Source organism: Mycolicibacterium pulveris, assembly GCF_010725725.1.
Lineage (GTDB): Bacteria > Actinomycetota > Actinomycetes > Mycobacteriales > Mycobacteriaceae > Mycobacterium > Mycobacterium pulveris.
On record NZ_AP022599.1, the window covers coordinates 5,042,649 to 5,054,215 of the forward strand.

Annotated in this window: 11 protein-coding genes; 2 read left to right on the forward strand and 9 right to left on the reverse strand. The window is 69.9% G+C overall.

Features of this window, described 5'->3' with window-relative positions:
- Positions 1-47: 47 nt before the first annotated feature.
- Entirely contained in the window at positions 48-1,799 is a 1,752-nt protein-coding gene (locus G6N28_RS24475) for an ABC-F family ATP-binding cassette domain-containing protein (protein ID WP_163904883.1), read from the forward strand.
- A gap of 22 nt (positions 1,800-1,821) precedes the next feature.
- Entirely contained in the window at positions 1,822-2,289 is a 468-nt protein-coding gene (locus G6N28_RS24480; RefSeq protein ID WP_163904885.1) for a hypothetical protein, read from the forward strand.
- On the opposite strand, the gene G6N28_RS24485 is transcribed toward G6N28_RS24480, so the two are convergent.
- From G6N28_RS24485 to argC, 9 genes are all read right to left on the reverse strand, one after another.
- A complete protein-coding gene (locus tag G6N28_RS24485) occupies positions 2,286-3,161 on the reverse strand; it encodes an alpha/beta hydrolase (RefSeq protein ID WP_163904887.1) in 876 nt (291 codons plus the stop codon). The two genes, G6N28_RS24480 and G6N28_RS24485, sit on opposite strands and share 4 nt — an antisense overlap.
- A complete protein-coding gene (argH, locus tag G6N28_RS24490; protein ID WP_163904889.1) occupies positions 3,158-4,570 on the reverse strand; it encodes an argininosuccinate lyase in 1,413 nt (470 codons plus the stop codon). The genes G6N28_RS24485 and argH overlap by 4 nt, the downstream gene beginning before the upstream one ends.
- 79 nt (positions 4,571-4,649) lie before the next feature.
- Positions 4,650-5,852, reverse strand: a complete 1,203-nt coding sequence (locus tag G6N28_RS24495) for an argininosuccinate synthase (RefSeq protein ID WP_163904891.1) — start codon at positions 5,850-5,852, stop codon at positions 4,650-4,652.
- A 2-nt stretch (positions 5,853-5,854) separates the two neighbouring features.
- Positions 5,855-6,346 (reverse strand): arginine repressor, encoded by a 492-nt coding sequence (locus G6N28_RS24500; protein WP_163904893.1) that lies wholly within the window; start codon positions 6,344-6,346, stop codon positions 5,855-5,857.
- Positions 6,343-7,272 carry an ornithine carbamoyltransferase gene (argF, locus tag G6N28_RS24505; RefSeq protein WP_163904895.1) on the reverse strand — a complete coding sequence of 310 codons (930 nt, stop codon included), beginning with the start codon at positions 7,270-7,272 and terminating at the stop codon, positions 6,343-6,345. Before argF ends, G6N28_RS24500 begins: the two co-directional genes overlap by 4 nt.
- Positions 7,269-8,447, reverse strand: coding sequence for an acetylornithine transaminase (locus tag G6N28_RS24510; protein ID WP_163904897.1), 1,179 nt, complete (start codon positions 8,445-8,447; stop codon positions 7,269-7,271). The genes argF and G6N28_RS24510 overlap by 4 nt, the downstream gene beginning before the upstream one ends.
- Positions 8,444-9,316: an acetylglutamate kinase gene (gene argB, locus G6N28_RS24515; RefSeq protein WP_163904899.1), complete on the reverse strand. Its 873-nt coding sequence runs from the start codon at positions 9,314-9,316 to the stop codon at positions 8,444-8,446. The genes G6N28_RS24510 and argB overlap by 4 nt, the downstream gene beginning before the upstream one ends.
- Positions 9,313-10,527, reverse strand: a complete 1,215-nt coding sequence (gene argJ, locus G6N28_RS24520) for a bifunctional glutamate N-acetyltransferase/amino-acid acetyltransferase ArgJ (RefSeq protein WP_163904901.1) — start codon at positions 10,525-10,527, stop codon at positions 9,313-9,315. Before argJ ends, argB begins: the two co-directional genes overlap by 4 nt.
- Complete coding sequence (argC, locus tag G6N28_RS24525) at positions 10,524-11,558, reverse strand: N-acetyl-gamma-glutamyl-phosphate reductase (RefSeq protein ID WP_163904903.1); 1,035 nt, start codon at positions 11,556-11,558, stop codon at positions 10,524-10,526. The genes argJ and argC overlap by 4 nt, the downstream gene beginning before the upstream one ends.
- Positions 11,559-11,567: the final 9 nt, after the last annotated feature.

Consider the following 11,567-nt stretch of genomic DNA (forward strand, 5'->3'; position numbering starts at 1 on the left):
GACGGCCGACGCAATGTCGTATGGCGAGCCGCATATCATCGCGGCTGATGCCGAATCTGATCAACGTCGAGCGTGCCACCGTCAGCTATGGCACCCGCACGTTGCTCGCTCAGGTCAGCCTGGGCATCGACGAAGGCGACGCCGTTGGCGTCGTCGGCCGCAACGGTGACGGCAAGACCACCCTGTTGCAGGTGCTGACGTCGGCGCGGGTGCCCGACTCGGGCCGCGTCACGCACACGTCGGGCCTCTCGGTGGGCTATCTGCGCCAGGGTGATGATTTCACCGGGACGACGGTCCGGGACGTCATCGTCGGCGGCCGGCCCGACCATGTCTGGGCGGCCGAACCGCACACCCGCGACGTCGTCACCCACCTGTTGTCGGGCGTCACGCTGGAGAGCGAGGTCGCGCGGCTGTCCGGCGGTGAGCGGCGCCGGGTCGCGCTGGCCGAGGTGTTGATCGCCGGGCACGACGTGCTGGTGCTCGACGAACCGACCAACCATCTCGACGTCGAGGTGATCGAGTGGCTGGCCGGGCATCTCAACGCGCGGCGCGCCAAGGCGCTGGTGGTGGTCAGCCACGATCGGTGGTTTCTCGACGCGGTGTGCACCCGGACGTGGGAGGTGCACGACGGGACCGTCGACGCCTACGACGGGGGCTACGCCGCCTACGTGCTGGCCCGCGCCGAGCGGATGCGCCTTGCCTCCGGTGCGGAGGCGCGTCGGCAGAACCTGATGCGTAAGGAGCTGGCGTGGCTGCGTCGCGGCCCGCCGGCGCGGACGTCGAAGCCGAAGTTCCGCATCCAGGCTGCCAACGAGTTGATCGCCAACGAACCGCCGCCGCGCGATTCGCTTGTGCTGCAACGTTTTGCCACCACCCGCCTGGGTAAGGACGTCTTCGATCTGCATCGGGTGCGGCTGGAGGTGGGCTCGCACGTGGTCCTGGACGGGATCGACTGGTCGATCGGGCCGGGTGCGCGCATCGGGCTGGTCGGCGTCAACGGCACGGGCAAGACGTCAGTGCTGCGGCTGCTGGCCGGGCAGCTGCCGTCGGCGTCGGGCACCGTCAAGCGCGGCGCGACGCTGAAGATCGGTTATCTCAGCCAGGCGCTCGTCGACATGGACGGCGCGCAACGGGTGATCGACGCGGTCGAAAACCGGCGTCGAGTCACGGAATTGGCCGGTGGACGGGAGATCAGCGCCGAGACGTTGTTGCGTGACTTCGGGTTCACCGGCGACAAGCTCACCGCGCGCATCGGCGAGCTGTCCGGTGGGGAGAAGCGCCGACTGCAGTTCCTGCGGTTGCTGCTCGACGAGCCGAACGTGTTGCTGCTCGACGAGCCCACCAACGACCTCGACATCGACACGCTGACCGTGATCGAGGACTACCTCGACGGCTGGCCGGGCACGTTGATCGTCGTCACCCACGACAGGTACTTCCTCGAGCGCGTCACTGACGTGACATACGCGTTGACCGGCGGCGGGCGGTGCGACCTGCTGCCCGGCGGCATCGAGCAGTATCTGGCCGACCGGGCCACCGCGCGAACGGCACCAGCGGACCGTCGCTCGGGGCCGGCCCGCGGCGAGTCCGCGGCCGCGCGCGAACGCCGGGCGAGCAAGGAGATGGCCCGCATCGAGGGTCAACTCGAAAAGCTCGAGGCCCGCATCGAGCGGCTGCATGTGGCCATGGCCGAGGCCGCCGCCGACCATCTGCGCCTCGGCGAACTCAACGCGGAACTGCAGGAACTCGAGGCCCGCAGGGTCTCGTTGGAGGAGGCCTGGCTGACCGCGGCCGACGAGTGATCCCGCCGCGTAGGGTGGGCGGATGGACAGCAGATCGATAGGCGTCACGGCGCTCGCGGGAGCTGTGCTGCTCCTGCCCGGGTGCGGATCGTCGGGCGAAACCGAGTCCACGGTGACCGTCACGGAACCGGCCCCGACCGCCACGGCGTCGCCGACCGCCACGGCGCCGCAGACGGGCGCTCCGGCACCGGTGCCCCAGACGGGTCCCGCCGCGCCCGCCCGACCGGCGCGTGATCAGTGTGTGCGCGTCGAACCGGCACCGGACGGCCGCTACCAGGTCTTCGACGCGGGTTCGGCCGTCGTCACCTTCGCCGACGGCCGCCTGACGCTGGAGTCGGTGACCCCCGCGGACGGATGGACGCATCGCGTCGACGACCAGGAGCCCGAGGAGGTCGAGATCGCGTTCCGGCGCGGCGGTGAGGAACTCGACCTGGAGGTCGAGATCGACGACGGGCGGCTCGAGGTCAGTATCTGCAACGACGACGATTAGTTGTCGAACACGCGGTCCAGGAACGCGAGCTGGTCGGCGAGCACCTGCTCGCGGACGTCGTCACGGTAGAACGCGAAGTGCGGGCAGGGGTAGGTGCGCAGCACGCCGTGCGGTAGCGCATCGGCGAGTTGAGCGACCAGCTCCAGCGGAATCTCCTTGTCGCGTTCCGCGGCGCACACCAGCGCCGGAACGCGCAGTCGGGGTGCCGCGTCGGCGGGCCGATAGCGCATCAACCCGAACAACGCCCGCGGTGCCACCTCGTTGCGCCAGGTGTCGCTGGTCATGCCGGCCACGGTCTGCTGTGCCTCGGCGCTCGACATCGCCGCCAGTTCCCCGGGACCGCCGACCGCCTTGATGTAGGCCGGCGACAACCCCAGCAGGCCGCGGGCCGCATCGACCGTCATGGCCCAGAGCAGCCGCAGGGTCGCCGCCGTCGAGCGGCCCTCCACTTTTCGTGCCGTGCCGTTGAAGGGGATCTGCGCGATCACCGCCGCGATACGCGGATCCCGCGACGCGGCCACCACGACGTGAGCGCCGCCCAGCGAGGTGCCCCAGAGCACGATCCGGTCGGGGTCGACGCCCGGCACGCCGCGGGCATACTCCACCGCGGCGGCGATATCCTCGAGCTGGCCGTCGATGTCGACCAATTGCCTTGGCTCGCCGCTGCTTTCCCCGAAGTTGCGGTAGTCGAGGGTCAGTACGCGATAACCGGCCGCGGCGAAGCCTTCCGCGTTCGCGGTGAAGGCGGGGGTGTCCTGGGTTCCGCCGAACCCCTGACACATCACGACGCAGGGCCGTTCTTCGGCGTGATCACCGTAGAAGTAGCCGACGCAGGTCTGGCCGTCGGACTCGAAGGTGATCCGCGAGGTCATCTCTGCAAGCGTAGTCGCAACCGCTCGGTGGTTTCCCGCACGACGTCGAGCTGCTTGGCCACCTGGCTTGGGGCCGTTCCGCCGCGGGCGTCGCGGGAGTTCACCGAGCCGTCGGTGGTGAGCACCTCGCGGACCTGCGGTGTCAGCGCCGGATGGATGGCGGCGAGCTCGTCGTCGTCGAGGGCTTCCAGGCCGACATCACCCGCTTCGGCCGCCCGTACCGCGGCTCCGGCGGCTTCATGGGCCTCCCGAAACGGAACACCTTTGCGCACAAGCCATTCCGCGACATCGGTAGCCAGCGTGTAGCCGAGCGGCGCGAGTTCGGCCATCCGGTCGACGTCGAATCGCAGGGTCGCGACCAGGCCGGCCATCGCGGGCAGCAGCAGCTCCAGTTGGGCCACCGAATCGATGACCGGCTCCTTGTCCTCCTGCAGATCCCGGTTGTAGGCAAGCGGTTGGGCTTTGAGCGTGGCGAGCAGGCCGGTGAGGTTGCCGATCAGCCGGCCCGATTTGCCCCGTGCCAGCTCGGCGATGTCGGGGTTCTTCTTCTGCGGCATGATCGAACTGCCGGTCGACCAGGCGTCGTGCAGGGTCACGTAGCCGAATTCGGTGGTGCTCCAGAGGATGATGTCCTCGGCGAGCCGCGACAGGTCGACGGCGATCATGCTGAGCACAAACGCTGCCTCCGCGGCGAAATCGCGGGCAGCGGTCGCGTCGATCGAGTTGTCGGCGGCCGCGTCGAATCCGAGTTCGGCGGCGACGGCGTCGGGATCCAAACCCAGCGACGAACCCGCCAGCGCACCGGATCCATACGGGGACACCGCGGTTCGTTTGTCGAAGTCGGCGAGCCGGTCGACGTCGCGCAGCAGCGGGTGCGCGTGGGCGAGCAGGTGGTGGGCCAACAGGACCGGTTGGGCCGACTGCAGATGCGTCTTGCCGGGCATGATCGCGATCGGATGGGCAGCGGCCTGGGCGGTCAACGCGTCGACGACGGCGAGCACCCCGTCGGCGACACGCCGGACGGCGTCGCGCAGCCACATCCGAAACAGCGTTGCCACCTGGTCGTTTCGTGATCGGCCCGCCCGCAGCCGGCCACCCAGTTCGGGACCGACACGGTCGATCAGGCCGCGTTCCAGCGCGCCGTGCACGTCCTCGTCGGTGGGCAGCGGCCCGAAGCTGCCGTCGGCGACATCGGCGGCCAACTGGTCCAGCCCGCTCAGCAGCCCGTCGCGCTGCTCGTCGGTCAGCAGGCCGGCGTTGAACAGCACCCGCACGTGGGCTTTGGAGGCCCGGATGTCGTAGGGGGCGAGCACCCAGTCGAAATGCGTGGACTTGCTCAGCGCCGCCAGCGCATCCGACGGGCCGTCGGCGAACCGGCCGCCCCACAGCGAGCCCTCGTTGGTGCTCACGGGGTCAGCCCTCCCCCGCGAGAAGACGTGAAATCCCCCCGAAACGCGGTGTTTTGGGGGTATTGGCGTCTGTTCGGCGTCATGAACCAAGGTCCCGGCGGGCGGCGATGCTCGACGACAGGCCGTGGATCTGCACGAAACCCCTGGCCGCCGACTGATCGAACGTGTCGCCCTCGTCATAGGTGGCCAGGTTGAAGTCGTACAGTGACTCGGGGCTGCGGCGGCCGTTGACCGCGATGTGCCCGCCGTGCAACACCATCCGGATCTCGCCGGTGACCCGCTGCTGGGTGTGGTCGACGAACGCCTCCAGCGCGGTCTTCAGCGGCGAGAACCACAGCCCGTCGTACACCAGCTCGCTCCACTTGCGGTCCGTGGAGCGCTTGAACCGCCCGAGTTCGCGTTCCAGCGACACGTGCTCGAGCTCGGTGTGCGCGGTGATCAGCACCATCGCGCCTGGCGCCTCGTAGATTTCGCGGCTCTTGATGCCGACCAACCGGTCCTCGACGACGTCGAGCCGTCCGACGCCCTGCTCACCGGCGCGGCGGTTGAGTTCCTCGATGGCCTGCAGCACCGTCACCGAGCGGCCGTCGATCGACACCGGGACGCCGCGCTCGAACCCGACGATCACCTCGTCGGGGGTGCTCCAGTTGACGGTCGGGTCCTCGGTGTACTCGTAGACGTCCTTGGTGGGCGCGTTCCACAGGTGCTCGAGGAACCCGGTCTCCACGGCGCGCCCCCACACGTTCTGGTCGATGGAGAACGGCGACCGCTTGGTGACGTTGATCGGGATCGCGTTCTCCTCGGCGAACGCGATGGCCTTCTCGCGGGTCCAGGCGTAGTCGCGCACCGGGGCCAACACCTGCAGATCCGGTGCCAGCGAAGCGAATCCGACCTCGAACCGGACCTGGTCGTTGCCTTTTCCGGTGCAGCCGTGGGCGACGATGCCGCCGCCGTGCTCACGCGCCGCGGCCACCAGGTGCTTGACGATCAGCGGCCGGCTCAGCGCCGACACCAGCGGATAGCGGTCCATGTAGAGCGCGTTCGACTGGATGGCGGGCAGGCAATACTGCTCGGCGAATTCGTCTCGGGCGTCGACCACGACGGCCTCGACCGCGCCGCAGTCGAGGGCCCGCTGCCGGACCACTTCCATGTCTTCGCCGCCCTGGCCGAGGTCGATCGCGACGGCGACCACCTCCCGACCGGTTTCCTTGCCGATCCAGCTGATCGCCACCGAGGTGTCCAGACCGCCGGAATACGCCAGGATGACGCGCTCGGACCCCATACCTAATCTCCTCCTTGTTGAAAGCCTTCGAGTTTCGCGGCCAGCTCCGCCCCCGTCATGGGCTCGCGCGCCACCACCAGGATGGTGTCGTCACCGGCGACCGTACCGACCACATACGGCAGCGCCGCCCGGTCCATCGCGCTGGCCAGATAGTGCGCGGCGCCGGGCGGTGTGCGCAGGACGGCGAGGTTGCCGCTGGCGTCGGTCGACACCAGCAACTCGGCCAGCAGCCGTGCCATTCGTTCGGTGCCGCCGGAGACGCCGCGCACCGGGCTGCCGTCCTCGGGCACGACGTACACCCCGACGCCGCCGTTGGCGCCGCGTAGCTTGACCGCGCCGAGTTCCTCGAGGTCGCGCGACAGCGTCGCCTGGGTCACCTCGATGCCCTCGGCGGCCAGCATGGCGGCGAGTTCGGTCTGGCTGTGCACCGATTGCGACGACAGGATCGCGATGATGCGGGCCTGCCTGCCGGCGCGGGTGGTCGCCGACGTCATGTCCGGCCCTTCTCCAGCAGCCAGACCAGCAGCGCCTTCTGCGCGTGCAGCCGGTTCTCGGCCTCGTCCCACACCGCGCTCTGCGGGCCGTCGATCACCTCGTCGGTGATCTCCTGGCCGCGATGGGCTGGAAGACAGTGCAGTACAACGGATTTAGGATCGGCCAGCGCAAGCAGCTCGGCGTTGAGCTGGAACGGCTGGAACGGCCCGACGCGGTCGAGCCCGTCATCCTCCTGCCCCATCGACGTCCAGGTGTCGGTGACCAGCACGTCGACGCCGTCGGCGGCGCGGCGCGCGTTGTCGGTCAGCGTCACCGTGGCACCGGTCTGCGCCGCGCGTTTCTCGGCGGCCGCGACGAACTCGGGGTGCGGCGCGAACCCGGGCGGGGCGGCGATGGTGACGTGCACACCGGCGGTCACCCCGCCCAGCATCAGCGAGTGCGCCATGTTGTTGGCGCCGTCGCCGAAGTAGGCCAGCCGCAGCCCGGAAAGCGCGCCTTTGCGCTCGGCCAGCGTCTGCAGGTCGGCGAGCACCTGGCAGGGGTGGAACTCGTCGGAGAGCGCGTTGACGACGGGCACGTCGGCACCCGAGGCCATCGCGGTGAGCCGGTCCTGTTCGAACGTGCGCCATACGATCGCGTCGACGTAGCGCGACAGCACCCGACCGGTGTCCTGCAGGGTCTCGTCCCTGCCGAGCTGGGTGTTGCGGCCGTCGACCACGACGGCGTGCCCGCCGAGCTGGGCGATGCCCATCTCGAAGGAGAACCGGGTGCGGGTGGAGTTCTTGTCGAAGATGACGGCCACGCCGCGGGGGCCCGCCAGCGGCCGGAGCTTTACCGGGTCCTTCTTGAGTTCGGCCGCCAGGGCCAGGACCTCGGCCTGTTCCTCGGGCGTCAGGTCGTCGTCGCGCAGGAAATGGCGGGTCATGACGCGGCCCTCGCTGCGGTGTCGAGGACGGCGGGCAGCGCGCCGAGAAACGCGTCGACCTGCTCCTCGGTGATGACGAGCGGCGGAGCCAGCCGCACCACGTCCGGCGCGGCGGCGTTGACCAGGAACCCGGCGGCGCGGGCGGCCTCCTCGACGGGTTTTGCCGCCGGCGCGGTGAGCACGACCCCGCACAACAGGCCGCGGCCGCGCACATGGTCGACCAGGGGGTGGTTGAGGTCCTCGATACCGGAGGCGATCGTCTTGCCGAGCACGTCGGCGCGGCCGGTCAGGTCCTCGTCGGCCAGTACCCGCAGCACGGCCAACGCGGCCGCGGTGCACACCGGGTTGCCGCCGAACGTGCTGCCGTGCAGACCCGGGGTCATCAGATCGGCGGCGGCGCCGACGGCGATGCACGCCCCGATCGGCAGGCCACCGCCCAGGCCCTTGGCCAGCGTCACCACGTCGGGCACGATGCCGTCGTGCTGGTGGGCGAAAAACGCTCCGGTGCGGCCCATTCCGGTCTGCACCTCGTCGAGCACCAGCAGCGCGCCGTGCGTGGCGGTGATCTCGCGGGCGGCCACCAGGTATCCGGCCGGCGGCACGACCACGCCGCCCTCCCCCATGATCGGCTCGAGGAACACCGCGGCGGTGTCGGCGTCGACCGCGCGGGCCAGCGCGTCGACGTCGCCGTACGGCACGAAGGCCACGTCGCCGGGCAACGGCGCGAACGGCGCCTGCTTGGACGGCTGACCGGTCAGCGCCAGTGAACCCATCGTGCGGCCGTGGAAAGCGCCTTCGGCGGCAACGAGTTTGGTGCGGCCGGTGAGCCGAGTGAGCTTGAACGCCACCTCGTTGGCTTCGGTGCCCGAGTTGCAGAAGAACACCTTCGCGGGACCGGCGCCCAGCAGCGCCACCAGCGCCTCGGCCAGCGCCACACCGGGTTCGGTGACATACAGGTTCGACGTGTGCCCCAGCGTGTTGAGCTGACGGGTGACCGCCTCGATGACCGCGGGATGGCGGTGGCCGAGGATGTTGACCGCGATGCCGCCGAGCAGATCGACGTAGGTCTTGCCGTCGGCGTCGGTCACCACCGCGCCGTCACCGCTGACCAGCGCGAGCGGCGGGGTGCCGTAGTTGTTCATCATCACCGTCTGCCATCTGTCCAGGAGCGTCATGCGGGTATCACCTTGGTTCCGGTCCCCTCGTCGGTGAGCAGTTCGACGAGCACGCAGTGTTCGACCCGACCGTCGATGACGTGCGCGCTGGGCACGCCGCCGGTCACCGCCCGCATGCACGCTTCGATCTTGGGCACCATGCCCGTCTGCAGCGTCGGCATCAGCTCGGCCAGCGTGGTGGTGTCGATCTGGCTGACCAGTGAATCCCGGTCCGGCCAGCGGGTGTAGAGGCCCTCCACGTCGGTGAGCATCACCAGCTTCTCCGCGCCGAGCGCCTCGGCGAGCGCGGCGGCGGCGGTGTCGGCGTTGATGTTGTGCACCACCCCGTCGCTGTCCGGGGCGATCGTGGACACCACCGGGATGCGGCCGGCGGCGATGAGATCGCGCAGCGCGTCGGCGTCGACGCTCTCCACGTCACCGACCAGGCCGATGTCGGTGGCCACGCCGTCGACGGTGACGTTGCGCCGCACCGCGGTGAACAGGTGCGCGTCCTCACCGGTGATGCCGACCGCGTACGGGCCGTGCGCGTTGATGAGGTTGACCAGCTCGCGGCCGACCTGCCCGAACAACACCATCCGCACGACGTCGAGCACCTCGGGCGTCGTCACCCGGAACCCGCCCTTGAAATCGCCCTCGATGCCCAGCCGGTTGAGCATCGCGCTGATCTGCGGGCCGCCGCCGTGGACGACGACCGGATAGATCCCGCAGTTCCGCAGAAACACCATGTCGGCGGCGAACGCGGCCTTCAGCACATCGTCGGTCATGGCGTTGCCGCCATACTTGATCACCACGATCTTGCCGTGCATCTGCTTGAGCCACGGCAGCGCCGCGGCCAGAACCTTTGCCTTCAGCGGGGTTTCGATGCTCATGAGCTGTAGGCCGAGTTCTCTTCGACGTAGGCGTGCGACAGGTCGGTGGTGCGCACGCTGGCCAGCGCGTCGCCGACGCCCAGGTCGACGGTGACGTCGATGTCGGCACCGGACAGGTCGATCTCCCGGGCGCCCGGCAGCCCCGTCAGGTTCGCGCACACCGGAAACCCGTTGAACGCCACGGTGATCCGATCGGTGTCGAGCGTGAACGGCGCCATGCCGACGGCGGCGAGCACGCGGCCCCAGTTCGGGTCGGAGCCGAACAGCGCGGTCTTGACCAGGCTGTCGCGGGCAACGATGCGGGCGACGGTGAGCGCATCCTCTTCGGAGGCCGCACCGGTCACGGTGACGGTGATGCGCTTGGTCACGCCTTCGGCGTCGGCCTGCAATTGTTGGCACAGGTCATCGCAGACTTGCAGCACCGCATCGTCGAGATCGCTTTGGCTCGGCCTGATCTCGCTGGCACCCGAGGCCAGTAGCAGCACGGTGTCGTTGGTCGAACAGCTGCCGTCGATGTCGAGCCGTTCGAAGGTCCGCGCGGCGGCCTTGCGCAGCGCCGCATCCAGCGCGGCCGCATCGGCGACGGCGTCGGTGGTCAGCACGCACAGCATCGTCGCCAGCGACGGCGCGATCATGCCCGCGCCCTTGGCCATTCCGCCGACCGTCCAGTTGTCCGGATGGTGCAGCGCAACCTGCTTGGGCACGGTGTCGGTGGTCATGATGGCCCGGGCGGCCTCCTCCCCGCCGGTGAGCCCGCCCGCCAACTCGTGCACGATCGCGGTGACCCCGGGCAGCACCTTGTCCATCGGCAACCGGTCGCCGATCAGCCCGGTCGAGCAGACGGCGACCTCGATCGCGCCGGTCTCGGTGCCCCAGTCCGACAGCGCGGCGGCGACGGCCTCGGCGGTGGCGTGGGTGTCGCCGAAGCCCGGCGGCCCGGTGCAGGCGTTGGCGCCGCCGGAGTTGAGGATGACCGCCCGCAGCCGCCCGGTGGTGAGCACCTGCCGTGACCACAGCACCGGCGCGGCTTTCACCTGGTTTCGGGTGAACACCCCCGCGGCGGCGTAGTCGGGGCCCTCGTTGAACACCAACGCCAGGTCCAGGGCGCCGGATGCCTTGATACCGGCGGCGATTCCGGTCGCGCGGAAGCCCTCCGGAGCGGTGACGCCCTGGGTGCGCAGCAGCCGGCTCGGTGTCGAGGTGTCGGTCACGGCGCGATCCCCACGATCGAAAGCCCCTCGGTCTCCGGCCAGCCCAGCGCGAGGTTCATCGACTGCACGGCCGCGCCGCCGGTGCCCTTGACGAGGTTGTCGATCGCCGCGATCCCGATGAACGTCTGGGCGTCTTCGTCGACGGCGAGGGCCAGCTGCGCGGCGTTGCTGCCGAGCACCGAGCCGGTCTTGGGCAGCTGCCCTTCGGGCAGCAGGTGGACGAAAGGTTCAGCATCGTAAGCCTTTTCGTAGGCGGCCCGGATCTGCGAAAGGGGCGCCTCGGTGCGGGCGGTGCAGGTGGCCAGGATGCCGCGCGACGCCGGAATCAGCACCGGGGTGAACGATACGGTGACGTCCTTGTCGGTGAGGCTTCTCAGGGTTTGGGTGATCTCGGGGGTGTGGCGGTGTTTGCCGCCGACGTTGTATGCCCGCGCCGAGCCGATCACCTCCGAGCCGAGCAGGTCGGGTTTGGCCGCCTTGCCCGCTCCCGAGGTGCCGCTGACGGAGACCACGGTGATCGCCGGGTCGATGAGGTCCTCGGCGATGGCCGGCCACAGCGCCAGCAGCGCGGCGGTCGGATAGCAGCCGGGCACCGCGATGCGCTTGGCTCCGCGCAGCCGGTCGCGGGCGCCGGGCAGTTCGGGAAATCCGTAGGGCCAGCTGCCGGCATGCGGCGAACCGTAGAACCGTTCCCATGCCACCGCGTCGGTCAGCCGGAAGTCGGCACCGCAGTCGACGATCAGCATCTCGGGGCCGAGCTGGTCGGCCAGCGCGGCGGAGTGCCCGTGCGGCAGGGCGAGGAAGACCACGTCGTGGCCGCTCAGCGTGTCCGCGTCGGTCGCCTCCAGCACCCGGCCGGCCAGCGGCAACAGGTGCGGATGATGCTCGGCCAGCGTCGTGCCCGCGCTGGCGGCGGCCGTCACCGCGCCGATGCGCAGCCGCCCGTCGCCGTAGGCGGGGTGGCCCAGCAGCAGTCGCAGGATCTCGCCGCCGGCGTATCCGCTGGCGCCGGCCACAGCAACAGAAACCATGCGCGCAAT

Excerpts from the sequence above, each read along its gene's own strand:
- G6N28_RS24475 (WP_163904883.1), top strand. The coding sequence starts at position 48 with ATGCCGAATCTGATCAACGTCGAGCGTGCCACCGTCAGCTATGGCACC.
- G6N28_RS24480 (WP_163904885.1), top strand. The coding sequence starts at position 1,822 with ATGGACAGCAGATCGATAGGCGTCACGGCGCTCGCGGGAGCTGTGCTG.
- G6N28_RS24485 (WP_163904887.1), bottom strand. The coding sequence starts at position 3,161 with ATGACCTCGCGGATCACCTTCGAGTCCGACGGCCAGACCTGCGTCGGC.
- G6N28_RS24495 (WP_163904891.1), bottom strand. The coding sequence starts at position 5,852 with ATGGGGTCCGAGCGCGTCATCCTGGCGTATTCCGGCGGTCTGGACACC.
- G6N28_RS24500 (WP_163904893.1), bottom strand. The coding sequence starts at position 6,346 with ATGACGTCGGCGACCACCCGCGCCGGCAGGCAGGCCCGCATCATCGCG.
- argF (WP_163904895.1), bottom strand. The coding sequence starts at position 7,272 with ATGACCCGCCATTTCCTGCGCGACGACGACCTGACGCCCGAGGAACAG.
- G6N28_RS24510 (WP_163904897.1), bottom strand. The coding sequence starts at position 8,447 with ATGACGCTCCTGGACAGATGGCAGACGGTGATGATGAACAACTACGGC.
- argB (WP_163904899.1), bottom strand. The coding sequence starts at position 9,316 with ATGAGCATCGAAACCCCGCTGAAGGCAAAGGTTCTGGCCGCGGCGCTG.
- argC (WP_163904903.1), bottom strand. The coding sequence starts at position 11,558 with ATGGTTTCTGTTGCTGTGGCCGGCGCCAGCGGATACGCCGGCGGCGAG.